At 71.9% G+C, this 22,000-nt stretch carries 24 protein-coding genes; 8 read left to right on the forward strand and 16 right to left on the reverse strand.

Annotation, left to right across the window (positions count from 1 at the left end; translation table 11 throughout):
* Positions 1 to 32: 32 nt before the first annotated feature.
* The gene (locus ACOJV7_RS02925; RefSeq protein WP_420188663.1) at positions 33 to 902 is read right to left on the reverse strand and encodes an HpcH/HpaI aldolase/citrate lyase family protein; all 870 of its coding nucleotides are present in this window, start codon (positions 900 to 902) and stop codon (positions 33 to 35) included.
* A complete protein-coding gene (locus ACOJV7_RS02930) occupies positions 902 to 2,008 on the reverse strand; it encodes an HpcH/HpaI aldolase/citrate lyase family protein (RefSeq protein ID WP_420188664.1) in 1,107 nt (368 codons plus the stop codon). Before ACOJV7_RS02930 ends, ACOJV7_RS02925 begins: the two co-directional genes overlap by 1 nt.
* Positions 2,009 to 2,062: 54 nt before the next feature.
* On the opposite strand from ACOJV7_RS02930, the gene ACOJV7_RS02935 reads away from it, so the two are divergent.
* The 4 genes from ACOJV7_RS02935 (at position 2,063) to ACOJV7_RS02950 (ending at position 5,724) form a co-directional block, all read left to right on the forward strand.
* Positions 2,063 to 2,605 carry a hypothetical protein gene (locus tag ACOJV7_RS02935; protein WP_420188665.1) on the forward strand — a complete coding sequence of 181 codons (543 nt, stop codon included), beginning with the start codon at positions 2,063 to 2,065 and terminating at the stop codon, positions 2,603 to 2,605.
* Positions 2,606 to 2,693: 88 nt separating this feature from the next.
* Positions 2,694 to 3,995, forward strand: a complete 1,302-nt coding sequence (locus ACOJV7_RS02940; protein ID WP_420188666.1) for a magnesium transporter MgtE N-terminal domain-containing protein — start codon at positions 2,694 to 2,696, stop codon at positions 3,993 to 3,995.
* Positions 3,988 to 4,569: a DUF1003 domain-containing protein gene (locus ACOJV7_RS02945; RefSeq protein WP_420188667.1), complete on the forward strand. Its 582-nt coding sequence runs from the start codon at positions 3,988 to 3,990 to the stop codon at positions 4,567 to 4,569. Before ACOJV7_RS02940 ends, ACOJV7_RS02945 begins: the two co-directional genes overlap by 8 nt.
* Before the next feature lie 9 nt (positions 4,570 to 4,578).
* On the forward strand, positions 4,579 to 5,724 hold the full coding sequence (locus ACOJV7_RS02950) for an Mrp/NBP35 family ATP-binding protein (protein WP_420188668.1): 1,146 nt from the start codon (positions 4,579 to 4,581) through the stop codon (positions 5,722 to 5,724).
* 37 nt (positions 5,725 to 5,761) lie between these two features.
* Here the strand turns inward: ACOJV7_RS02950 and ACOJV7_RS02955 are convergent, their stop codons facing one another.
* From ACOJV7_RS02955 to sigE, 4 genes are read right to left on the reverse strand one after another with little or no spacing between them, the layout of a single operon-like run.
* Positions 5,762 to 6,163, reverse strand: a complete 402-nt coding sequence (locus ACOJV7_RS02955; RefSeq protein WP_420188669.1) for a twin-arginine translocase TatA/TatE family subunit — start codon at positions 6,161 to 6,163, stop codon at positions 5,762 to 5,764.
* A 27-nt stretch (positions 6,164 to 6,190) separates the two neighbouring features.
* Complete coding sequence (locus ACOJV7_RS02960) at positions 6,191 to 7,654, reverse strand: S1C family serine protease (RefSeq protein ID WP_420188670.1); 1,464 nt, start codon at positions 7,652 to 7,654, stop codon at positions 6,191 to 6,193.
* A complete protein-coding gene (locus ACOJV7_RS02965; protein WP_420188671.1) occupies positions 7,651 to 8,220 on the reverse strand; it encodes an anti-sigma factor in 570 nt (189 codons plus the stop codon). Before ACOJV7_RS02965 ends, ACOJV7_RS02960 begins: the two co-directional genes overlap by 4 nt.
* Positions 8,217 to 8,861 (reverse strand): RNA polymerase sigma factor SigE, encoded by a 645-nt coding sequence (gene sigE, locus ACOJV7_RS02970; RefSeq protein WP_420188672.1) that lies wholly within the window; start codon positions 8,859 to 8,861, stop codon positions 8,217 to 8,219. Before sigE ends, ACOJV7_RS02965 begins: the two co-directional genes overlap by 4 nt.
* A gap of 101 nt (positions 8,862 to 8,962) precedes the next feature.
* On the opposite strand from sigE, the gene ACOJV7_RS02975 reads away from it, so the two are divergent.
* A complete protein-coding gene (locus ACOJV7_RS02975; protein ID WP_420188673.1) occupies positions 8,963 to 9,598 on the forward strand; it encodes an O-methyltransferase in 636 nt (211 codons plus the stop codon).
* Positions 9,599 to 9,675: 77 nt separating this feature from the next.
* On the opposite strand, the gene ACOJV7_RS02980 is transcribed toward ACOJV7_RS02975, so the two are convergent.
* From ACOJV7_RS02980 to dapE, 9 genes are all read right to left on the reverse strand, one after another.
* Positions 9,676 to 10,041: a hypothetical protein gene (locus ACOJV7_RS02980; protein ID WP_420188674.1), complete on the reverse strand. Its 366-nt coding sequence runs from the start codon at positions 10,039 to 10,041 to the stop codon at positions 9,676 to 9,678.
* Positions 10,038 to 11,552, reverse strand: coding sequence for a leucyl aminopeptidase family protein (locus ACOJV7_RS02985; RefSeq protein ID WP_420188675.1), 1,515 nt, complete (start codon positions 11,550 to 11,552; stop codon positions 10,038 to 10,040). The genes ACOJV7_RS02980 and ACOJV7_RS02985 overlap by 4 nt, the downstream gene beginning before the upstream one ends.
* A 76-nt stretch (positions 11,553 to 11,628) precedes the next feature.
* Positions 11,629 to 11,805 (reverse strand): DUF3117 domain-containing protein, encoded by a 177-nt coding sequence (locus ACOJV7_RS02990; protein WP_082569572.1) that lies wholly within the window; start codon positions 11,803 to 11,805, stop codon positions 11,629 to 11,631.
* Positions 11,806 to 11,933: 128 nt separating this feature from the next.
* Positions 11,934 to 13,235: a hypothetical protein gene (locus tag ACOJV7_RS02995; protein ID WP_420188676.1), complete on the reverse strand. Its 1,302-nt coding sequence runs from the start codon at positions 13,233 to 13,235 to the stop codon at positions 11,934 to 11,936.
* Positions 13,232 to 15,412, reverse strand: a complete 2,181-nt coding sequence (locus ACOJV7_RS03000; RefSeq protein WP_420188677.1) for a hypothetical protein — start codon at positions 15,410 to 15,412, stop codon at positions 13,232 to 13,234. The genes ACOJV7_RS02995 and ACOJV7_RS03000 overlap by 4 nt, the downstream gene beginning before the upstream one ends.
* Positions 15,409 to 15,864 (reverse strand): SRPBCC family protein, encoded by a 456-nt coding sequence (locus tag ACOJV7_RS03005; RefSeq protein WP_420188678.1) that lies wholly within the window; start codon positions 15,862 to 15,864, stop codon positions 15,409 to 15,411. Before ACOJV7_RS03005 ends, ACOJV7_RS03000 begins: the two co-directional genes overlap by 4 nt.
* The gene (locus ACOJV7_RS03010) at positions 15,827 to 16,180 is read right to left on the reverse strand and encodes a hypothetical protein (protein WP_420188679.1); all 354 of its coding nucleotides are present in this window, start codon (positions 16,178 to 16,180) and stop codon (positions 15,827 to 15,829) included. The genes ACOJV7_RS03005 and ACOJV7_RS03010 overlap by 38 nt, the downstream gene beginning before the upstream one ends.
* A 140-nt stretch (positions 16,181 to 16,320) precedes the next feature.
* Positions 16,321 to 17,055, reverse strand: coding sequence for an LOG family protein (locus tag ACOJV7_RS03015; protein ID WP_420190367.1), 735 nt, complete (start codon positions 17,053 to 17,055; stop codon positions 16,321 to 16,323).
* A 78-nt stretch (positions 17,056 to 17,133) separates the two neighbouring features.
* A complete protein-coding gene (dapE, locus tag ACOJV7_RS03020; protein WP_420188680.1) occupies positions 17,134 to 18,216 on the reverse strand; it encodes a succinyl-diaminopimelate desuccinylase in 1,083 nt (360 codons plus the stop codon).
* A gap of 127 nt (positions 18,217 to 18,343) precedes the next feature.
* On the opposite strand from dapE, the gene dapD reads away from it, so the two are divergent.
* The 3 genes from dapD (at position 18,344) to ACOJV7_RS03035 (ending at position 20,515) form a co-directional block, all read left to right on the forward strand.
* Positions 18,344 to 19,267, forward strand: coding sequence for a 2,3,4,5-tetrahydropyridine-2,6-dicarboxylate N-succinyltransferase (gene dapD / locus ACOJV7_RS03025; RefSeq protein WP_420188681.1), 924 nt, complete (start codon positions 18,344 to 18,346; stop codon positions 19,265 to 19,267).
* Complete coding sequence (locus ACOJV7_RS03030) at positions 19,267 to 20,151, forward strand: hypothetical protein (RefSeq protein WP_420188682.1); 885 nt, start codon at positions 19,267 to 19,269, stop codon at positions 20,149 to 20,151. The genes dapD and ACOJV7_RS03030 overlap by 1 nt, the downstream gene beginning before the upstream one ends.
* A gap of 67 nt (positions 20,152 to 20,218) precedes the next feature.
* Positions 20,219 to 20,515: a DUF3072 domain-containing protein gene (locus tag ACOJV7_RS03035; RefSeq protein ID WP_420188683.1), complete on the forward strand. Its 297-nt coding sequence runs from the start codon at positions 20,219 to 20,221 to the stop codon at positions 20,513 to 20,515.
* Positions 20,516 to 20,595: 80 nt separating this feature from the next.
* Here the strand turns inward: ACOJV7_RS03035 and ACOJV7_RS03040 are convergent, their stop codons facing one another.
* Positions 20,596 to 21,894 (reverse strand): citrate synthase, encoded by a 1,299-nt coding sequence (locus ACOJV7_RS03040; RefSeq protein ID WP_420188685.1) that lies wholly within the window; start codon positions 21,892 to 21,894, stop codon positions 20,596 to 20,598.
* Positions 21,895 to 22,000: the final 106 nt, after the last annotated feature.

Raw genomic sequence — 22,000 nt, forward strand, 5'->3', positions numbered from 1 at the left:
AAGGCGGAGGGGTTTCGCGGCCCCCATGTGGCTCAGCGTCCCTTGACCGCCTCGTGCGTCGCGAGGACCCGGCGGGCGACGTCGACGTGGAGGTTCTCGACCATCCGCCCGTTGTGGGTGACGACCCCGCTCCCGGCACCTGCCTCCCACGCCTCGAGGATGCCGCGCGCCTCGGCGACGGCCTCCTCGCTCGGGGCGAAGGTGGCGTTGCAGACCTCGACCTGGCCCGGGTGGATGAGTGTCTTGCCGTCGAAGCCGAAGTCACGACCCTGCACGCACTCGGCCTCGAAGCCCTCGTCGTCCTTGACGTCGTTGTAGACCCCGTCGAGGATCGCGATCCCCGCCTCACGGGCGGCGAGCAGCGAGAGCTGGAGCGCGGTGAGCAGCGGCGCGCGACCGGGGACGTGGTCGGCGCGCAGCTCCTTGACGAGGTCGTTGGTGCCCATGACGAGCACGGCCAGCCGCGGTGACGAGGACGCGATCTCGCGGACGTTGAAGATCGCCTCGGGCGTCTCGACCATCGCCCAGAGTCGTGTGTGCTCCGGGGCGCCGGCTGCCTCGAGCGCAGCGACGAGGGAACGCACCTCGTCGGCCGAGCCGACCTTGGGGACGACGATTCCCGCCGGCCCTGCGGCAGCCGCGGCGGCGAGGTCGGCGTCATGCCACTGCGTGCCCGAGCCGTTGACCCGGATCGCGACCTCACGGTCGCCGTACTCACCCGATGACGCTGCGGCACAGGCGTTCTCGCGCGCCGCCTCCTTGTGGTCCGGCCCCACCGCGTCCTCCAGGTCGAGGATGAGCGCGTCGACCGGGAGCGTCTTCGCCTTCTCGAGGGCGCGCTCGTTCGAGCTCGGCATGTAGAGCACCGACCGACGAGGCACGTATGTCGTCTGCTGGCCCATCAGGACGCCTCACCCTCGTCGGACGCGGCAGGTGCGTCGACGGCATACAGCTTCGCCAGCTCCGGGTCGTTCGCACTGAGGCGCTCGGCGAGCTCGAGGATGACGAGGCACTGCTTGAGCGAGGCGTCGTCCTCCATCTTGCCGTCGAGCATGACGGCGCCGGTGCCGTCGCCCATCGCCTCCTTGACGCGGCGGGCGTGCGCGACGTCCTCCGCCGACGGGCTGAAGACGCGCTTGGCGATGTCGATCTGGACCGGGTGCAGCGACCACGTGCCGACGCACCCGAGGAGGAAGGCGTTGCGGAACTGGTCCTCGCAGGCGACGACGTCCTTGATGTCACCGAAGGGGCCGTAGTAGGGGAAGATCCCGTGCATCGCGCAGGCGTCGACCATCCGCGCGATCGTGTAGTGCCACAGGTCCTGCTGGTAGGTCGTGCGCGGCGCGGTGACCGCGTCGACCCCCTCGCCGAGGTCCGTGGCGGGGTCCTGGCGCACGAGGTAGCCCGGATGCCCCCCACCGACACGGGTCGTCTTCATCCGCCGGTCGGCGGCGAGGTCGGCCGGGCCGAGGCTGATGCCCTGCATCCGCGGCGAGGCGCCGGCGATGGCCTCGACGTTGGCGACGCCGCGCGCGGTCTCGAGGATCGCGTGGACGAGGATCGGCCGGGTGAGGCCCGCCCGCGCCTCGAGCTGGGCGAGGAGGCGGTCGACGTAGTGGATGTCCTCGGGGCCCTGCACCTTGGGGACCATGATGACGTCGAGCCGGTCGCCGATCTCGGTGACGAGGGTGGTGAGGTCGTCGAGCACCCATGGGCTGTCGAGGCTGTTGACGCGCGTCCAGAGCTGGGTGGACTCCCCGAAGTCCGTGCTCTTCGCGATGTCGACGAGGCCCTGCCGGGCCGCCTCCTTGCGGTCGGCCTTGACGGCGTCCTCGAGGTTGCCGAGGAGCACGTCGACCGTGCCCACCATCGCGGGGACCTTCGCCGCCATCTTCTCGTTGCTCGGGTCGAAGAAGTGGATCATCCGGCTGGGGCGGGCGGGGACCTCGCGCACCGGCGCCGGGGCGCCGACCGCGAGAGGTCCGAAGAAGTCCTTGGGTGAGCGCATGGAGCCGGACGGTAGCAGTGCGCGGGCGGGGGGCGTTATGAGACAGTTCACGCCGTGAGCGGCTCCGCGGAGACACCCTCCCCCGTCAACGTCACCCGCCTGCTCGCCGAGGCGGCGAGCAAGTCCGGCGTGATGTGGGTCGAGGTGCCCGACAAGGGGACCCACGCCGTGTGGTTCGTCTGGCACGACGACGAGGACCCGCGCGGCTCCGGCCCCGCCGCCTACGTCGTCTCGGGCGTCGGCGAGCAGACGCTCCCGCACCTGCCCCCCGAGGTGCGCGTCATCCTCCGCAGCAAGGACACCGGCGCGCGGCTCCTCGCCCTGCCGGCGACGACGCGCGAGCTCGAGCCCGGCTCGCCCGAGTGGGAGGCCGCCGCGGAGGTGCTGCGCGCCGAGCGGCTCAACGCCACGGGCGACGTCGTCGCGCGGTGGCGCGAGGCCGCGACGATCACCGTCCTCACACCGCACGGCCGTCCCGACGAGTCCCCCGGCGCGTATGCCGTCGGCGCCGGTCGCGTGCGCGTCTCGCCCGCCCGTGGCACGACGGCCCGCTGGCGGCCGTGGCACTGGCGCGGTCGCGGTCGCGGTCGCGGCTGAGCGCGACAACGGAAGGCGAGACGGAGAAAGCGCGACGGCTGCGGGACGGTGCCGCTGGTCGCAGCGTCGGCCCGACTAGCCTGTCCGTGTGAGCACGAGCACCCGCGTCTTCGTCGGCCGACTGGCCGAGCTCGCCGTCTTCGACCCCCTGGGCGACCCCGTCGGTCGCGTCCGGGACGTCGTCGTGACGTTCAGCGCGCAGCGCACCAGACCGCGGGTCATCGGCCTCGTCGTCGAGGTGCCCGGTCGTCGCCGGGTCTTCGTCCCCATGACCCGGGTGACGTCGGTCGACGGCGGCCAGGTCATCACGACCGGCCTCGTCAACATGCGCCGCTTCGAGCAGCGCGCCAACGAGACCCTCGTCCTCGCCGAGCTCATCGAGCGGCACGTCCGCGTGCGTGACGAGGGCGGTGAGACCGTCGACGCGACCGTCGAGGACGTCGGGCTCGAGCAGAACCACGCCCGCAGCTGGTCGCTGACGCGTGTCTTCGTCCGTCGCGCGTCGGCCCGCAGCTCCCTGTCTCGGCTGGGGCGTCGCCGCGGTGAGACGTTCGTCGTGCCCATCGAGGACGTCACCGGCCTGCGCGACAACGCCGACGTGCAGAGCGCGGCCCGTCTCCTCGAGCACTACGAGGACCTCAAGCCGGCCGACCTCGCCGAGGCCATCCACGACCTGCCCGCCAAGCGCCGGGCCGAGGTCGCCGCCGCCCTGGCCGACGAGCAGCTCGCCGACGTCCTCGAGGAGCTCCCGGAGGAGGAGCAGGTCGAGATCATCGCGGGCCTCGGCAACGACCGCATCGCCGATGTCCTCGAGGCCATGGAGCCCGACGACGCCGCCGACCTCCTCGCCGAGCTGCCGACCGCACGCCAGGAGGAGCTTCTCGAGCTCATGGAGCCCGACGAGGCGGCCGACCTGCGCCGGCTCCTCACCTACGACGAGAACACCGCCGGTGGCCTCATGACGACGGAGCCGGTCATCCTCGGCCCGGATGCCTCGATCGCCGAGGCCCTCGCCGTCGTCCGGCGCCAGGAGCTGTCAACGACGATGGCGTGCACCGTCTTCGTCTGCCGCTCTCCGCTCGAGACGCCCACCGGCAAGTTCCTCGGCATGGTCCACATCCAGCGCCTGCTGCGCGAGCCGCCCCACGCCGCGGTCGGGACGATCCTCGACAAGGACGTCGAGCCCGTCTCGACCGATGCCACCGTCGGCCAGGTGACACGCATGCTCGCGACCTACGACCTCGTCGCCCTGCCCGTCGTCGACGACAACGGGCTGCTCGTCGGAGCGGTGACCGTCGACGACGTCCTCGACCACCTGCTGCCGGACGACTGGCGCGAGGACCGCCACGAGGTCACGACGTCGTCGCACGAGGTGATCCCGCATGGCTGAGCGCCGCGACCGCGCGCCTCGCCTCGACCAGCCGCGCGAGGCGAGGCGCCAGTTCATCAGCCGCCCGGAGGCCCTCACCGAGGAGGCGTTCGGCGTCCTCTCGGAGCGGTTCGCCCGCTACATGGGGACCGCCTACTTCCTCATCGGGATGACGATCTTCGTCCTCGCGTGGGTCCTGTGGAACCTCGTCGCCCCCCGCGACTGGCGCTTCGACGAGTACCCGTTCATCTTCCTCACGCTCATGCTCAGCCTCCAGGCCTCGTATGCCGCCCCGCTCATCCTCCTCGCGCAGAACCGCCAGGCGGACCGCGACCGCGTGGCCCTCGAGCAGGACCGCACGCGCGATGAGCGCAACCTCGCGGACACCGAGTTCCTCACCCGTGAGGTCGCCGCACTCCGGATCGCGATGCGCGACAGCGCCACGCGTGACTTCGTCCGCGGCGAGCTGCGCGATCTCCTCGACGAGATGGAGGAGCGGGGGCTCGTCGTCGGGCGGCTGGCCCCCGACCACCGTGACGCATCGGACACCGCCAACGCCCGGACCGATGAGGGCGGATCGCACCGCTCGACCTAGCATGGAGCAATGCCCGACACCGCTGCACCCGTGAGCGACGAGGCCCTGCGCGCCGCTCTCTCCACCGTCAACGACCCCGAGATCCGCAAGCCGATCACCGAGCTCGGCATGGTCGAGTCGGTGGAGTGCGACGACAGCGGACGGGTCGCGGTGACCGTGCTGCTCACGATCGCCGGCTGCCCCCTCAAGGACACCCTCACCAAGGACACGACCGCGGCCCTGCTCAAGGTGCCCGGCGTCACCGCCGTCGACGTCACGCTCGGCGTCATGTCCGACGAGCAGCGCGCCGAGCTGCGCACCAACCTGCGCGGTGGCGCGGCCGAGAAGGAGATCCCCTTCGCCAAGGCCGGCAGCCTCACCCGCGTGTATGCCGTCGCCTCCGGCAAGGGCGGTGTCGGCAAGTCGTCCGTGACGGCCAACCTCGCGGCGGCCCTCGCCGAGCAGGGCCTCAAGGTCGGCGTCGTCGACGCCGACATCTACGGCTTCTCGATCCCCCGCATGCTCGGCGTCGAGCACAAGCCGACGCAGGTCGACGAGATGATCCTGCCGCCGGTCGCCCACGACGTGAAGGTCATCTCGATCGGGATGTTCGTGCCCGGCAACCAGCCCGTCGTCTGGCGTGGCCCGATGCTCCACCGCGCGCTCCAGCAGTTCCTCGCCGACGTCTTCTGGGGCGACCTCGACGTCCTCCTCCTCGACCTCCCCCCGGGCACCGGCGACATCGCGATCTCGGTCGCGCAGCTCATCCCCGGCGCCGAGATCCTCGTCGTCACGACCCCGCAGCAGGCCGCGGCCGAGGTCGCCGAGCGCGCCGGTGCGATCGCCGTGCAGACCCACCAGCGGGTCGCGGGCGTCATCGAGAACATGTCGTGGCTCGAGCTGCCCGACGGCACCCGTCAGGAGATCTTCGGAGCCGGTGGCGGTCAGGTCGTCGCCGACTCGCTCACCCGCAGCATCGGCGCACCGGTGCCGCTGCTCGGCCAGATCCCGCTCGACACGGCCCTGCGCATCGGTGCCGACCAGGGCAGCCCCGTCGTGCTCGCCGAGCCCACCTCCCCCGCCGCCGTCGCGCTGCGCGGCATCGCGCGCGAGCTCGGTCAGCGTTCCCGGGGCCTCGCGGGTCGCTCGCTCGGGCTCACCCCCGCCGGCCGCTGAGACCGCACCTCGCTGCGTCGGCCGTGGCGCGTCGAGGTCAGGTGGCGTCGACGTCGTAGGGCGTCGGGCGGAGGGGGTCCCAGCCGCGGCTGCCGGTGTCGAGCCAGACCGAGTCGTCCTCGGGTGACACCTCGCCGGTGTCGGGGTTCGTCCCGCCCGACTTGAGGGTGGAGGCCGCGTCCTCGAGCGGCTCGATGAGCGCCTCGCGCACGATCCGGCGGGGGTCGTACTGCCGGGGGTCGTACTGCCGCCAGTTGATGTCCTCGTAGTCCGGGCCGAGCTGGTCCTTGAGCTGTCCCTTGGCGCCCTCGGCCATGACCCTGGCCTTGCGAATCATCTGGGCGAGCTTCTGGGCGTACTCCGGCAGCCGCTCCGGACCGAGGACGAAGACAGCGATGAGGGCGAGGAGCACGATCTCCCACCCGTTGATGCCGAACACTCGTCCTCCTGTGCGCTCCCTCGAGCGTCAGTCGCTCCTGCCCTGGAGGACCATCTTGACATCCCGTGACTTGCCGTCCCGCACGACGGTCAGGGAGACCGTCGAGCCGACCGGCTTGGACCGGATGGCCACGACGAGCGCGTCCGGGTCGCTCACCGGCTTGCCCTCGAACGCCGTGATGACGTCACCGGGCTCGAGGCCGGCCTTGTCGGCCGGACCACCGGGGGTGACCGCCGGAGTCTGGCTGCTGTCCTCGCCGATCTTGACGCCCTCACCCTGGTAGCTGCGGTCGAGGACGACGCCGATGACCGGGTGCTCGGCCTTGCCGGTGCGGATGAGCTGGTCGACGGTGATCTTGACCTGGGCGCTGGGGATCGCGAACCCGACGCCGATGTTGCCGCTCTGGCCGCCGAGGCTCGAGCCGGCGACCCGGGCGATCGCGGTGTTGACGCCGATGACCCGGCCCTGCATGTCGAGGAGCGGCCCACCCGAGTTGCCGGGGTTGATCGCCGCGTCGGTCTGGATGGCGTTGATGAAGGACTGGTCGTCGGCCTGACCCGGCGTGACGGGTCGGTTGAGGGCCGAGACGATGCCGGTGGTGACGGTCGAGTCGAGACCGAGCGGGGCGCCGACGGCGATGACAGGGTCACCGACGACGACGTCGGCCGAGTCGCCCAGGGGCAGGGCCTTGAGGTCGGTGCGCTCGACCTTGAGGACGGCGAGGTCGTAGGAGACGTCGCGTCCGACGATCGTCGCCTTGGACTGCTTGCCGTTGGCGAGCACGACGGTGATCTCGCCACCGTCGGCAGCCGCCGAGACGACGTGGTTGTTGGTGACGATGTGGCCCTTGCCGTCGAGCACCCAGCCGGAGCCGGTGCCGTCGCCGCCGGTCGCCTCGACGCGGATCGTCACGACGCTGGGCGTCGCATTGGCGGCGATGTTGGCGACGCTGCCCTCGGGGCGGGTCGTGGCAGCCGCACCCGGGCGCGGCGCCGAACCGTTGTCGGAACCGCCGCCGATGTCGAGGCCGTCGAAGCGGTCGGTCGAGCCGATCCACCCGCCGAGGAGCCCGCCGCCGAGCCCCGCGAGCAGCGCGGCGAGCCCGGCGATGAGGAAGACCGCCAGCCACCCGGGACCGCGGCCCCCCACGCCCGCCGGTGGCGACGAAGGAGCCGGCGAGGCGGGCGCGGCAGCCGGCGACCCGGCATACGGACGAGGCGAGGCGGTCGCGCCATAGGGGTCGTATGCCGTGTGCCCACCCGGTTGGCGCCAGTCCTGGGGGCCGTTGGGTCGCGACGGCGAGGACGGCTGCGACTGCGCCGCCGTGGCGTCGGCCCACCACGTTGGCTCGGGCTCACGCGGCGGGAGGAGGGGCTGCTGGCCGGGGGCGGGACCGATCTCCTGCGTCCGCCCCAGGTCGACCTCGGTCGTCTGCTGCGTGTCGACCTCGGCGGACTCGCCGTCGGTGCGGTGCGGGCTGTCCTCGGTCATGTCCCAGATTCTGCCTCGCACAGCTCGAGGTTCCGAATCGAGCTGCCACCCGTCCACGAGGTCGAGACGGCCCGGGTGCGCAGGGAGCTCGTCGGGTTGCTGGGCACCGCTGAGGCCGGACGGACGGCGGGTATCGACCCGCCGACCGACGGCACGGACGTCGTGAGCGAGCCCGTGCCGGTGACGGTGAGGGACCACGCGACGGCGGCGGTCGCTCCAGCCGCCGCCGTCGCGAGGGCCGCGGACCTCAGGGGGCTCCGGTGCGCCGGCGGGGCCGACGGCGGAACCATCTCCAGAGGTGGGTGCGCGCCCGTCCGGTCCACCACGGGGGCGGCCGTCGACGAGGCGAGTGCGACGAGCTGTGCGTGCAGGCTGCCGGGCATCGAGGGGCAACCCGTGGAGAGCAGCGCCTGCAGCCGTCGCTCGGCGGCGACGGCGTGCTGGCAGTTGACGCAGGTGATGAGGTGGTGGTCCCAGGCGTCGGAGCGCTGCGGTGAGAGGTGGCCCGAGACGTAGTCGGGGATCTCGTCGAGGCGGCAGCGGACGGGTCGCGGCAGGCCGATCACACGGCACCTCGCGCGGGTGTGAGGAGGCCGGGGCGCAGGGTGGACCCTCCGGAGGTGGCGCGCACCTCGGGTGCGCGGTGGGCGAGCGCCTCGCGCAGCTGCGCGCGACCACGGTGGATGCGCGAGCGCACCGTGCCGAGCTTGACGTCGAGCGTCGCGGCGATCTCCTCGTAGGACAGCCCCTCGATGTCGCAGAGGACGACCGCGGCGCGGAAGTCGGGGGCAAGCGAGTCAAGGGCACGCTGCACGTCGTCGTCGAAGTGGGCGTCGGCGTAGGTCTGCTCCGGGCCGAGCTCGCGGCTGGGCAGCCGGGCGGCGGACTCGTCGGAGAGCGCGTCGAAGCGGATCCGCTGCTTGCGGCGCATCTTGTCGAGGAAGACATTGGTCGTGATGCGGTGCAGCCAGCCCTCGAACGTGCCGGGGCGGTAGGTGTGCAGCGATCGGAAGACACGGATGAAGACGTCCTGCGTGAGGTCCTCGGCGTCGTGGACGTTGCCGGTGAGGCGGTAGGCGAGCCGGTAGACGCGGGCGCTGTGCTCCTCGACGATCTGCTCCCACGACGGCGGCGTCCACTCGAGGGTGGCCGCACCTGCGTCCGTCGTCATCGTCGTCCCCTGCTCCGTCGCCACCTGGCTGTCCATGCACTGATGTCTACGTGCCGGAGCCGGGAAATGTTCCGGAGGACCCTGAACGGCGGCTGTGAGTCCGGAGCAGGGGTGTCCCACGAGTAGGGTTTCGCTCCATGAGCACCCTCAAGCCCGCGAGCTGGTCGTACGCCGAGGACTTCGTCCCCGAGCCCGAGGCCATGGAGCAGGCCCGCGCCCGCGGTCTCGCCTTCGGTGCCGCCACCCCGGTGGGCACCGGCGCCGGCGCGACCCTGCGGCTGCTCGCCGCCGCCATCGGCGCTCGTCACGTCATCGAGATCGGCACGGGCGCGGGCACGTCCGGACTGTGGGTGCTCGCCGGCATGCCCGACGACGGCGTCCTCACGACGATCGACATCTCGCCCGAGCACCAGCGCGCCGCGCGCGAGGCCTACGCCGGTGCGGGCTACCCCACGCAGCGCACCCGGGTCATCACCGGACGCGCGACCGAGGTCCTCCCCCGCATGACCGACGGCGCCTACGACATGGTCGTCATCGACGCCGACAAGCCGAGCTACCCGGCATACGTCGAGCACGGGATCCGGCTGCTGCGCAAGGGTGGCGTGCTCGCTCTCGACAACATGCTCTGGCACGACAAGGTCGCCGACCCCGCGGCGCGTGACGCCGAGACGACGACGCTGCGCGACCTCGGCAAGTCGCTGCGCGACAACGAGGACCTCGTGCCCAGCCTGCTGCCGGTGAGCGACGGCCTGTTCGTCGCCGTCAAGCGCTGACGCCCCCGGCACGGGTTGTTGCCGGTTCCCGCGCTGGAACCGGCAACAACCCGTGCCGAAACTGGCAAGAGTCGGGACTAGGCGTGGGCGTCGACGTGCGGCCCAGCACCGCGGCGGAAGCCGGCGGGTCCCTCGGCGATCGCGACGACCTCGAACTCCTCGATGACGGTCGGTGACGAGCCGATGAGCTCGGACCCCTTGGACTCGTCGGCCGTCGCCTCGAACTCCTCGCGGAAGACCTTGCGCTCCTGCTCGGTGTCGAAGACGTAGGTCCCCTCGAACCACTCCCCCTCGCGCATCCGCCACACCTTGAAGGCGAGCCCGTCGAGGAACATGAACTTGGCGATCGAGGTACCGACGACGTACTCGCGCAGTCGGGTGGGGGCGTCCTCGGGGGCGTTCTCGAGCGACCAGCGCACGGCCAGTCCGTATCCGGCGTTCATCGCAGACCTTCCAACCATCGGAGCAGCAGACGGGTGCCGAACCCCGTCCCACCCTTGCCGTGGACTCCGGAGTCGACATCGGAGCGGCCGGGGCCGGCGATGTCGAGGTGCGCCCAGCGACGCTCCCCCACGAACTCACGCAGGAACAGCGCCGCCGTGATGGACCCACCTCCGACGGAGGGACCGATGTGGTTGATGTCAGCCACGTCGGACTCCAGTGCCCGACGGTAGGCGGCGACGAGCGGAAAGGGCCACAGCGTCTCACCTGCTGTCTCACCCGCCTCGCGAAGCTGGGACGACAGGTCCTCGTCGGTGGCATAGACCGGCGCCATCGTGCGGGCCAGCGCCACCCGCGCGGCGCCGGTGAGGGTGGCGATGTCGACGATGACGTCGGGGTCGAGCTCGGCGTCGGCATAGGCCAGCGCGTCGGCGAGGACGATCCGGCCCTCGGCGTCGGTGTTGCCGATCTCGGTCGTCCGGCCGCCGAAGTGTGTGACGACGTCGCCGGGACGGTATGCCGCACCGTCGACCATGTTCTCGGCGAGCGCGAGCAGGCCGGTCACCTTGACCGGCACCTCGAGGTCGCGGCACGCGGCGAGCACCGCGAGGACGATCGCCGACCCGGTCATGTCGGTCTTCATCGCGAGCATGCCCTCGGCGGGCTTGACCTGGAGGCCGCCCGAGTCGAAGGTGATGCCCTTACCGACGAGGACGACGTGGGGCGTCGCCGCGTCGGCACCCTTGGGGGCCCAGCCGAGCTGGACGAGGCGCGGTGGCGTGGCCGAGCCGCCGCCGACGGCGAGGAGCCCGCCGAACCCGCCCTTGCGCAGGGCCGAGTCGTCCCAGACGCGCACGTCGAGACCGGAGCGGGCCGCCACCGTGCGGGCCTGCTCGGCCATCCAGGCGGGGTTCTTGATGTTGGAGGGGGTGTTGGCGAGGTTGCGCGCCACGAGCGTGGCGACGGCGCGGCGCACGGCCCGTTCGACGACATCGGCCTCGGCGCCGACGACCACGACCTCACCGGCGACCTCGGCACCGGCGGTCCACTGCCCACCGGTCCAGCGAGTCGGCGCCCAGCCGCCGAGGACCGCGCCCTCGACGAGTGCGGCGTGGCCGGTCTCGTCGGACGACGGAGCGAGGACGACGACCGCGTCGCGTCCCCGGACCGCGCGCCCGGCCGCAGCACCGGCGGCGCGCAGGTCGGCGGGCGAGCCCGAACCCAGCCCGACGAGGACGAGGACGCGCGCGGCCTGCTCGCCACGCGGCATACGCACGGTCGTGGAGGCGCCGGCCTCACTCGACGGCTCGTGCGTCTCGAGGAGCTCGGCCGGTGCCAAGCCCGCACCCTCGAGTGCCTCGCGAGTGCGCCCGTCCCATGGCTCATCGCCCTCGAGCAGCCCAACGACGAGGGCGAGCTCGGCCGGGTCGCGGTCGGCGAGGACGTCGGCGAGCGGGCCGTCGCCCGCGGACCAGGTGGGGACGGACGGGGCGAGGAGGTCTTCGGCTGGCACGGCCCCGACCCTACCGACGGCGAGAGGGCCCCCACCACGGCGGTGGGGGCCCTCTCGTCACGTCAACGGCGGACGGTCACTTCTTCAGCGCCTCGCAGTCGTCGATCGCCTGACCCAGCGCACGAACCTCGTCCGGGGTCATCTCGACGACGAGCCGGCCACCACCCTCCAGGGGCATGCGGAGCACGATGCCGCGACCCTCCTTGGTGACCTCGAGAGGGCCGTCGCCCGTCCTGGGCTTCATTGCCGCCATGGGTGTTCCCTTCGTTGGCGCAGCGCACGGTCGTGCGTCACGTGTTCGCGTCCCGGCGTTCGCACACCGGTCTCGCGTCCATTATCCCCGTTCGTGCAGGCGTGACGAAATCGGGGGGCCGTGTCGACTCAGGGCGGCCTCGACCCCCACGGGCTGTAGGTGAGCAGCACGCAGGTCCACCAGACGAGCCCGAGGACGACCGGGACGAGAAGCACCACCACCCTGCGCCGCCAGTGCGTGACGATTCGCTCCCCCGTCGAGGTCCGCATGGCCACGCTGGCGAGCAGCGCGGCGATCGGGAAGTCGAGGAGGAGGAACCGCCACATGCTCGTGATCGGCCGTACGACGGCGAAGAGGTAGAACGGGTAGGCCACCGCCCAGGCCCGGACCTCGACCGGGAGCCACCGCCCGTGCCGGCCGAGGATGAGCGCGACGTAGGTCCCCGCGAGCGCGAGGAGGACGGCGACGCCGGCGAGCCCGCGCCCGTCCCACGCCCACTGGACCCAGAGAATGAAGGGACCGGTCGCGGGCTTCTGGCCCCACGCCTCCTGGACGTCGAAGAACGCCGTCGGGATCCCGCTGACGACGCCGGCGACGACGGGCCACGCGAGCCCGGACAGGCCGGTGACGACGAGCATGAGGGCGGCGGACGCCCGGGCGCCGCGCAGCGGGCTCACCCCGGCGGCCCGCTCCTCGCGGATCCGGACCACGAGGTGGACGAGAGCGGCGCAGCCGATGGCGGGCGCGACCCCGCGGGTGAGGCCGAGTGGCACCGCGAGAAGGGCGACGACGGCATACCGGCGTCTCATGAGGTAGAGCAGCGAGGCGGCGACGAGGACGACCGCGAGGGGCTCGGTGTAGGGCTTGAGCATGACGCCGGTCGCCGGGTAGAAGCACCACAGCCCGGCCGCCACGAGTGCGAGACGCTCGCGCCCCGGACGCGGCTCGGCGTGCAGCCCGTGGCGGAAGACGGCCCAGATGAGGACGGCTCCGAGACCGCCGAGGACGAGGTTGAGGCCGACGGCGGCGGCGGTGAACGGCAGGCCGAGCGTCATCAGCCCCTTCACGAGGAAGGGGAAGAGCGGGTAGAAGGCCCACGCGCTGTAGGTGAGCTTGCCCGTGTCAGGGTCGGCCGGCAGGGGCACGGGGTAGCCCTGGGTGGCGATGGTCTCGTACCACTCGGCATCCCAGAGCGAGATGAGGTCGCCGACGTTGGGGTCGAGGTGGCCGACACCGGCGGGGTTCTGGAACCACGTGGCGGCCACCCACATCGCCCCGAGGGCGACGAGGCGGGAGACGGCGTAGACGAGGAGGACCGCCCGGACCGGGTGCGCCAGGGCGAGCGAGCCGAGGTGACGCCGGCCGGCGACGGTGAGCACCGATCTCGACGGCCGGGCGCTCCCGGCCGCGCGTTCCTCGGTCGCCGTCACAACCGCAGGCCCCGGACGTCCCAGACGTAGACGTCCTCGACCTGTTGCGGCTCGCCGAGGACGGTGACGAGCGAGCCGCGCAGGGCGGCGGTCTGCTCCCGCATGGGCAGCACGACGGTGTCGGTGCGCCACGCGACGAGGTCGGCCTCGAACTGCTGACGTTGGGCGTCGGTCGCGACGGTGAGTGTGTTGGCGGCGTTGACGTCGTAGAGCCACAGCGAGAACGGCCGCCGCGTCGCGCCGTACTGCCCGCCGCGGTCCGGCTGCCCGTTGGGGCCGACGAAGTAGCCCTCGACGATGGGAAAGGCGAGCGTGTCGGCTGCGAGCTGCCAGTCGAACGCCCGCGCGTCGACGATGTCGGTCGGCGGCACGGCGAGGATCGAGCCGCCGTGGCTCCAGTCCCGCCACGCGTCACCGGTGAAGAACGTCGGCACCTCTGGGCGCGGGTCGACGGCGAGAGGCGTCGGCAGGATCGGGAGCAGGGCGCCCGCGGCGACGATGACGGCGGCCCAGCCGACGATGCGGTCACGCGAGGGCAGCACGCCGTCGCGGTCGGGCTCGTCGTCGTCGGCGATGTCGGGGGCGGTGGCGGTGTCCCTCAGTAGCGAGGACCGGAAGGCCGCGTCGATCGCGATGGCGAGCAGACCCGCGAGCGCGGGGATCGCGATCATCGCGAAGCGCGTCGGCAGGACGTTCTCGAGGACGGGCAGCTCGTCGAAGAGCGACCACAACGCCGGTATGCCGGTCGGCTGGCCGCGCAGGACCACCTCCTCTCCCAGCGAGAGCCAGCAGGCGACCACGGCGAGGACGCCGAGCGCCTGCACGATCGGTCGGCGCGCGAGCACGACGACGATGACTCCCGCCAGCAACCACAGGGGGATGCCGAAGAACGCGTTCTCCTCGGTGCGGTTCATCGACAGCGCCGCCGACGCCCACGGGTCCGTGCCGATGGTGCGGGTGGCCCGGCCCCAGAGCGCGGCGAGGTCGTTGCCGCCGGGCGGGTGGTAGATCGAGGTGTAGCTCTGTCGCCCCGCGAACTGCCACCACAGCGGGAGCGCGACGAGGGCGAGCGAGACGGCCGCCCCGATCGCCACACCCGGAGCCATCCGCGCGACCGCGAGCCGCCGGTGGGCGAGCAGGACGAGCCCGACGACGAGCACGCCGATGGCCATGAGCAGCAGCGGCTCCTCGCCGATGAAGATCTGCCACGTGACGAGCAGGCCGAGCACGACGCCGTCGCGCACCTTCCGGTCGCGCTGCCCGAGGAGCAGGACGCGGTCGAGGATGACCGGGAGGAGGAAGAGCGAGACGAAGTTCGGGTGGCCGTTGGCGTGCGAGACCATCGCCGGGGCGAAGCCGGTGACCCAGCCGCCGACGGCGGCGGCGGGCCGGACGAGGCCGCGGCGCCGCAGGAACCAGTACCAGGCGGCCGCGGTGCCGGCGAGGCCGAGCAGCTCGACGAGGAAGAACGTCACGTGGGCGCCGAGCAGGAGGGTGACCGGGGCCAGCGGCACGCCGAGACCGGTGACGGCGGCGTTGGCCATGAGGTTGACGCCGTCGGGAAAGTTCTGCCGGTCGCTGAAGAGGGGGTTCGAGAGAGTGGCGACATTGTGCGCCGAGGCCCCGAAGTACCACTCGAACGCCTGGTGGTCTTGGACGCCCTGCGAGAGGTAGCCGGACGAGACCTTGCCGACGAGGTTGGACAGGACGTGCAGGGCGGTGCCGACGTAGGCCGCGACGACGACGAGGTCGGCCACCGCCCAGTCGATGCGTGGCGTGTGGTCCTCGCCTGCTGCGTCCGCGGTCGCCGTGGCCGGCTTCTCGGCCGGGTCGCCTGACGTCGTGGCGTCCTCGCCGCTCGGGGCCACACTCGTGGTCCGCTCCCCCACCGGGGCGGCTGCGAGGGCGAGCGCCGCAGCGGCTGCGGGAGCCGCAGCGTCCTCGTCCGGTGCCGTGGGCGCCTCGGACTCGCCGCGCAGCCGCACGTCGTTGGCGGCGATCTGGGCGTCGAGCCGGGCGAGCGCCTCGTCGACCCGGCCCACCGGGTAGCCGACGAGCTGCAGCCGCAGCGTCTCACCGTCGGCCGTCCGGACAGGTGGCTCCCGGCGTGCGAGGACGGCGGCGAGCACTGCGGCACAGGCGAGGACGGGCAGGCTCAGCAGGAGCGCCCAGATCACGGCTCGCCCCCGACGGGGTCGTCCGAGACGAGGCGGTCCACGACCCGGCCGAAGATCACCCGTCCGAAGACGTCACCGAGCGGCCGCGTCGCCGCTCGCAGACCGGGGACACCGTCGAGCCAGAGCTCCTCGGTCCACGCAAGTCGGGAGCCACGGGCATACGGGGAGACGACCGCCTCGGCCCACCCCTGGAGGGTGCCGGTCTTGCGGATCCGCCAGCGCCGCGGCGCCTCCCACTCCTCGACGACCATCGGGTCGTCGAGGTGGACGGGGCCGATCGCGGTGCGCACGGTGAAGCGCCAGCCGCGCCCCGGCTCACCCGGGTCGGCGAGGGTCGTCGTCAGCGGCACGGTCGTCGCGTGGTCCGCGAGGGCGGCGACACGAGCCCACAGCTCGTCGGCGGGCAGGGCGCTCTCACGCGTGAGGGTGAACATGACCGTCCTGCTCCTCATGCTCGCGCTCGTCAGCATCCTCGCGCTCGTCCTCGGGGCGCTCCTGCCGCCGGTCGGCGAGCTCGCGCTCCTGCTCGGCGAGACGGGCGCGCCGGGCCTCGAGAGCCGTGTCAACGTCGTCGACGGCGTAGCCGTAGACCGAGGTGCCGAGCCGGAGCCGGTCGACGTCCTCGCTGCCGGGCTCGTCGGGAAGCCCCAGCGGCGGTCGCGTGCTCGTCGGCTCGCTGAGGAGGTCCGGTTCGACCCTGCCCGTGGCGATGAGCACCGTGCCCGCGACGACGGCGGCGGTGAGCAGTGCGAGGGCGACCCATTCCACGTCGCCGATCCTAGGCGTGACGAGGACAGCGGAGGAACCGAGCGCGCCGGGTGCCACGCGCTGTGTGGGCGGCCCGGACATCCGACGAGCCGCGCCCGACGTCGTGGCGGGCGCGCCACCCCGGCGGCGACCCGGACCGATCACTCGGCGTGGGTGCCGGTCCCCTCGGGCTCGTCGCGCGCGAGGGCGCGGTCGGACTCGACGATGAGCGAGATGGCCTCGTCGACGTCGTCGGTGAGCGAGACGAGCTCGAGGTCCTCGGCGTTGATCGTGCCGGTGGCCAGCGCCGAGCCGCGCAGCCAGTCGAGCAGCCCCTGCCAGTAGCTCGACCCCAGCAGGACGATCGGGAACGACGTGACCTTCTGGGTCTGCACGAGCGTGATCGCCTCGAAGACCTCGTCGAGGGTCCCGAAGCCACCGGGCAGGACGACGAAGCCCTGGGCGTACTTGACGAACATCGTCTTGCGCGCGAAGAAGTAGCGGAAGTTCACGCCGAGGTCGACGTACTCGTTGAGCCCGGTCTCGAAGGGCAGCTCGATGCCGAGCCCGACCGAGGTGCCCCCGGCCTCGCACGCGCCCTTGTTGGCGGCCTCCATCGCACCCGGGCCACCGCCGGTGACGACGGCGTAGCCGGCGGCGACGAGCCCGGCGCCGAGGCGCTCACCGAGGGCGTAGACCGGGTCGTCCGGTCGGGTGCGCGCCGAACCGAAGACGCTCACCGCCGGACCGAGCTCGGCAAGCGCGCCGAAGCCTTCGACGAACTCGGACTGGATCCTCATGACACGCCACGGATCCGTGTGCACCCAGTCGGCCGAGCCACGGCTGTCGAGCAGCCGCTGGTCGGTCGTCTCGTGCGGGACCTTGGACCGGCGCATGACGACCGGCCCCTTGACGTAGTCCTGCGTGGCGTCCCAGGGCTCCTGTGCGTCGGTCGCGTCAGTCACGGGACCAACCTAGGCGAGCCACCTGAGCATTGCGGCCTCCGCCGCGACGAGCTGGTCGACGGGGCAGCGCTCCTCGTCGTGGTGGGCGAGGTTGGGGTCGCCGGGGCCGAAGTTCACGGCCGGCACGCCCATCGCCTGGAAGCGCGCCACGTCGGTCCACCCCTGCTTGGCGATGACGTCGACACCGAGCGCCTCGACGAAGGCCTTGGCGGCGGGCAGGTCGAGACCCGGGCGAGCTCCCCCGGCGTTGTCGGTGACCGCGAACGAGAGCCCGTCGAAGACCTCGTGCATGTGCGCGACGGCGTCGTCCTCGGTGAGGTCCGGCGCATAGCGGTAGTTGACCGACACGGTGCACCGGTCGGGGATGACGTTGCCGGCGATGCCTCCGGTGATGCTCACCGCGTTGAGTGCCTCGCGGTACTCCAGCCCGTCGACCGTCACCGTCCGCGGCTCGTATGCCGTGAGCCGGCTGAGGATGTCCGCCGCGTCGTGGATCGCGTTGTGCCCGTTCCACGGCCGGGCCGAGTGCGCCGCGGCACCCTTGGTCGTGATGTCGATGCGCATGGTGCCCTTGCACCCGCCCTCGACGATGGCTCCGGTCGGCTCGAGCAGCACGGCGAAGTCGGCGTCCTCGATGAGCTCGGGGGCCCGCTCCTGCACGTGCAGCAGCCCGTTGAACTCGCTCTCGATCTCCTCACCCTCGTAGAAGACGAAGGTGACGTCCCGGCTCGGGGCGGGCACCGTGGCGGCGAGCCGCAGCTGGACCGCGACGCCGCCCTTCATGTCGACCGTCCCGCGACCCCAGAGCACCTCGCCCTCACCGTCACCGCCGGGAAGCCGTCGCACGGGGACGTTCGGAGGGTCGGTGAGCGGCACGGTGTCGATGTGCCCGGCGAGGACGACCCGCTCGCCGTGCCCCTGCTCGGTGCGCGCGACGACGGTGTTGCCGATGCGCTTCACCGTGAGGTGCTCGAGCGGCCTGAGGGCGTCCTCGATCGCGTCCGCGATGGCGGCCTCGTCCCGACTCACCGACTCGATGTCGCAGAGCGCGGCGGTGAGGGTGACGACGTCGGCAGTGAGATCGAGCGGCATGTGCCCGACCCTATCGACGGTGGCCCCGGGCCGTTCCGGTGGATGCCGCGACGCCCTGACCTGCGAGGTGTCGTTGCACGGGCGAGGGGCGCATCGGCGTGCAGGTGCGGCATCTAGTCTTGCCCGCATGACTTCGCGCGCGGCACACGGCTACGGCCTGCTCACCCTCCACGGCGACACCGTCCTCGACGTGTGGTTCCCCGCCCCGGCGCTGGGTGCGGGCTCGGGTGCCGAGGAGCCCCGGGGGCTGTCCGCGCTCGCCGTCGCCGACCCTGACCGTGGCGTCACCCGTGAGGTCCGGCTCGTCGAGGTCGACCTCGACGCGGCTCCTGCCGACACTGCCGACGCGTGGCTGCGCCTGCACCTGCTCTCCCACCGCCTCGTCGCCCCCAACTCGGTCTCGCTCGACGGGCTCTTCGGCGCGCTCACCAACGTCGTGTGGACCAACCACGGGCCGTGCGCCGTCGAGGGCTTCGAGTCGACCCGTCTGGCCCTGCTCGCCCGCGGGCCGGTCCAGGTCTTCGGCATCGACAAGTTCCCGCGGATGACCGACTACGTCGTGCCCTCCGGCGTGCGCATCGCCGACGCCGACCGCGTGCGCCTCGGCGCCCATCTCGCGAGCGGCACCACCGTCATGCACGAGGGTTTCGTCAACTTCAACGCCGGCACCCTCGGCAGCTCGATGGTCGAGGGACGCATCTCGCAGGGTGTCGTCGTCGGCGACGGCTCCGACATCGGTGGCGGGGCCTCGACGATGGGCACCCTCTCCGGTGGCGGCACCGAGCGCGTCTCGATCGGCGAGCGCTGCCTGCTCGGGGCCGAGTCGGGGCTGGGCATCGCCCTCGGTGACGACTGCGTCGTCGAGGCCGGCCTCTACGTCACCGCCGGCACCAAGGTCACTCTCCCCGACGGCACCGTCACCAGGGCGAGCGAGCTCTCGGGTCAGTCGAACCTGCTCTTCCTCCGCAACTCGGTGACGGGCACCGTCGAGGCGCGTCCGCGGGACGGCCACGGAATCGTGCTCAACTCCGTCCTGCACGCCAACGACTGATGCCCCGGTCCCGCAACGGCTTCGCGCTGGCCGAGGAGCGTCCGCGCCGCGGACCCGGCAGCTGGGTCGCGCGCGGACTCGTGCTCACCGTCGTCCTCGTCGCCGGGCTCGGCGCGTGGTTCGGCGGCCGCACCCTCTTCCAGAGCGTTCTCGGGCCGCGCTGCCAGGCCTCGGCCGCCGGGTCCTCGGTCGACTTCGACCCCGAGCAGATGAGCAACGCCGCGACGATCACGGCCATCGCTCTGCGCCGCGGCCTGCCCGCCCGGGCCGCGACCATCGCCCTCGCCACTGCAATCCAGGAGTCGAAGCTGCGCAACATCCGCTACGGCGACCGCGACTCGGTCGGCCTCTTCCAGCAGCGGCCGTCGCAGGGCTGGGGCACGGTAGAGCAGATCCTCGACCCGGAGTACTCGACCAACAAGTTCTACGACGCGCTCGTCAAGGTCGACGGCTGGGAGACCGGGACGATCACCGTGGTCGCGCAGAAGGTGCAGCGCAGCGCCTATCCCGAGGCCTACGCCGACCACGAGCAGGAGGGCCGCATCCTGGCGTCGAGCCTCGCCGGCCACTCCCCCCGCGGCGTCGGCTGCCGCCTCGACGACCCCGAGGGCGAGGCCGACGTCGCGCTCGTCGGCCGGCTCCTCGACGCGGAGTACGCCCTCACCACCAAGGCCGTCGACGGAACCCTCTCGGTGCAGGCGCCCAGCGAGCAGCTCGCGTGGTCGGTCGCCTCGTGGGCCGTGGCCAAGGCGGTCGACACCGGGATCACCGGCGTGACGATCGGCGACCGGCAGTGGACCCGCAGCCGCGACTCGTCGGCGTGGGAGTGGCAGTCGGCCGAGACCCCCGTCGGATCCCAGGAGGTCCGGCTCCACCTCACCTGAGGCCGGCTGCCGAAACGGGCCCGCACCGACCCCGTCATCAGGCGCGGCATCGGGGTACGGTCGAGACATGACATCGAACACGTTTTCGAACGACGGCACCGACGACACCGCGACGACCTCTACCGAGGGCGGCGACCAGGCTCGCGAAGGCGGCGAGGTCCTCGGCGGGCCGCGCCCCACGACGACCGAGAAGGACCCGAGCGAATGGGTCACCGGCGAGGAGCCGATGACCGGCGCCCAGCGCAGCTACCTCGACACCCTCGCCCGCGAGGCCGGGGAGGAGCTCCCCGCCGACCTCACCAAGGCGCAGGCCTCGGAGCAGATCGACCGGCTCCAGGAGGAGACCGGCCGCGACGGGAGCTGAGCGGACGGCATACGACAGAAGAGCCCCGACCTGCGTCGTGCAGGTCGGGGCTCTTCCGTATGCCGTGGAGCCGGCTCGCGTCAGCGGCTCGAGATCGCCGTGTAGTCGCGCTCGGTCTCGCCGGTGTAGATCTGGCGCGGGCGGCCGATCTTGGTGTCCGGGTCCTCGATCATCTCGCGCCATTGGGCGATCCAGCCGGGGAGGCGGCCGAGGGCGAAGAGGACGGTGAACATCTTGGTCGGGAAGCCCATCGCCTTGTAGATGAGGCCGGTGTAGAAGTCGACGTTCGGGTAGAGCTTGCGCTCGATGAAGTAGTCGTCCTCGAGGGCGCGCTGCTCGAGCTGGAGCGCGATGTCGAGGAGCGGGTCGCCCACGCCGTCCTTGTTGAGGATGGTGTCGGTCGTCTTCTTGATGATCGCCGCGCGGGGGTCGTAGTTCTTGTAGACGCGGTGGCCGAAGCCCATGAGCTTGACCCCGTCCTCCTTGTTCTTCACCTTCTTGACGAAGGTGTCGACGTCGCCGCCGCTCTGGAGGATGCCGTCGAGCATCTCGAGCACGGCCGAGTTGGCGCCACCGTGCAGCGGCCCGGACAGCGCGTGGATGCCCGCGGAGACCGAGTTGAAGAGGTTGGCGTGGGCCGAGCCGACGAGCCGCACGGTCGACGTCGAGCAGTTCTGCTCGTGGTCGGCGTGGAGGATGAGCAGCTGGTCGAGCGCCTTGACCATGTCGGGGTCGATGTCGTAGTCCGTCGCCGGGACGCCGAAGGTCATCCGGAGGAAGTTCTCCTGGAGCGACAGGCGGTTGTCCGGGTAGAGGAACGGCTGGCCGATGCTCTTCTTGTAGGCGTAGGCCGCGATCGTCGGGAGCTTGGCGAGGAGGCGGATCGTCGAGATCTCGACGTGCTCCTTGTCGAACGGGTCGAGGCTGTCCTGGTAGAAGGTGCCGAGCGCGGAGACGGCCGACGACAGGACCGGCATCGGGTGCGCGTCGCGCGGGAAGCCGTTGAAGAAGGCCTTGAGGTCCTCGTGGAGCATCGTGTGCTGGCGCACCCGCTCGGTGAAGGCGTCAAGCTCGGACTGGCTCGGGAGCTCGCCGTAGATGAGGAGGTAGGAGACCTCGAGGAAGCTCGACTTCTCGGCGAGCTGCTCGATCGGGTAGCCGCGGTAGCGCAGGATGCCCGCGTCACCGTCGATGTAGGTGATGGCGCTGTTGCACGACGCCGTGTTGACGAACCCGATGTCGAGGGTGACGTCGCCGGTCTCCTTGAGGAGCTTCGAGATGTCGTAGCCGTTGTTGCCCTCGGATGCCTTGACGAGGGGGAAGCTGAGTTCGGTCTCGCGCACCTTGAAGGTCGCGCCGGCCGCTGCGTCGGTGCTCATCGTGTATTCGGTTCCTCACGTCTCGGGCGAGCTCGCAGTGGGCGCCGCTCGCGCTCCAGTGACGCTACCTCAGAGGTCCGCGACGACGAAAAGCACGGTCCACCCG

It is taken from the genome of Knoellia tibetensis (genome assembly GCF_048606415.1).
Lineage (GTDB): Bacteria > Actinomycetota > Actinomycetes > Actinomycetales > Dermatophilaceae > Knoellia > Knoellia tibetensis.

Bases quoted from the DNA above. Each gene is read 5' to 3' on its own strand.
- ACOJV7_RS02980 (WP_420188674.1), bottom strand. From the start codon at position 10,041: ATGAACGCCGGATACGGACTGGCCGTGCGCTGGTCGCTCGAGAACGCC.
- ACOJV7_RS03015 (WP_420190367.1), bottom strand. From the start codon at position 17,055: ATGCGCCGGTCCAAGGTCCCGCACGAGACGACCGACCAGCGGCTGCTC.
- ACOJV7_RS03030 (WP_420188682.1), top strand. From the start codon at position 19,267: ATGCCCCGGTCCCGCAACGGCTTCGCGCTGGCCGAGGAGCGTCCGCGC.
- dapD (WP_420188681.1), top strand. From the start codon at position 18,344: ATGACTTCGCGCGCGGCACACGGCTACGGCCTGCTCACCCTCCACGGC.
- ACOJV7_RS02960 (WP_420188670.1), bottom strand. From the start codon at position 7,654: ATGACCGAGGACAGCCCGCACCGCACCGACGGCGAGTCCGCCGAGGTC.
- ACOJV7_RS02930 (WP_420188664.1), bottom strand. From the start codon at position 2,008: ATGCGCTCACCCAAGGACTTCTTCGGACCTCTCGCGGTCGGCGCCCCG.
- dapE (WP_420188680.1), bottom strand. From the start codon at position 18,216: ATGCCGCTCGATCTCACTGCCGACGTCGTCACCCTCACCGCCGCGCTC.
- ACOJV7_RS03005 (WP_420188678.1), bottom strand. From the start codon at position 15,864: ATGAGGAGCAGGACGGTCATGTTCACCCTCACGCGTGAGAGCGCCCTG.
- ACOJV7_RS02945 (WP_420188667.1), top strand. From the start codon at position 3,988: ATGGCTGAGCGCCGCGACCGCGCGCCTCGCCTCGACCAGCCGCGCGAG.
- ACOJV7_RS03035 (WP_420188683.1), top strand. From the start codon at position 20,219: ATGACATCGAACACGTTTTCGAACGACGGCACCGACGACACCGCGACG.
- ACOJV7_RS02990 (WP_082569572.1), bottom strand. From the start codon at position 11,805: ATGGCGGCAATGAAGCCCAGGACGGGCGACGGCCCTCTCGAGGTCACC.
- sigE (WP_420188672.1), bottom strand. From the start codon at position 8,861: ATGGACAGCCAGGTGGCGACGGAGCAGGGGACGACGATGACGACGGAC.
- ACOJV7_RS02925 (WP_420188663.1), bottom strand. From the start codon at position 902: ATGGGCCAGCAGACGACATACGTGCCTCGTCGGTCGGTGCTCTACATG.
- ACOJV7_RS02950 (WP_420188668.1), top strand. From the start codon at position 4,579: ATGCCCGACACCGCTGCACCCGTGAGCGACGAGGCCCTGCGCGCCGCT.
- ACOJV7_RS03040 (WP_420188685.1), bottom strand. From the start codon at position 21,894: ATGAGCACCGACGCAGCGGCCGGCGCGACCTTCAAGGTGCGCGAGACC.
- ACOJV7_RS02975 (WP_420188673.1), top strand. From the start codon at position 8,963: ATGAGCACCCTCAAGCCCGCGAGCTGGTCGTACGCCGAGGACTTCGTC.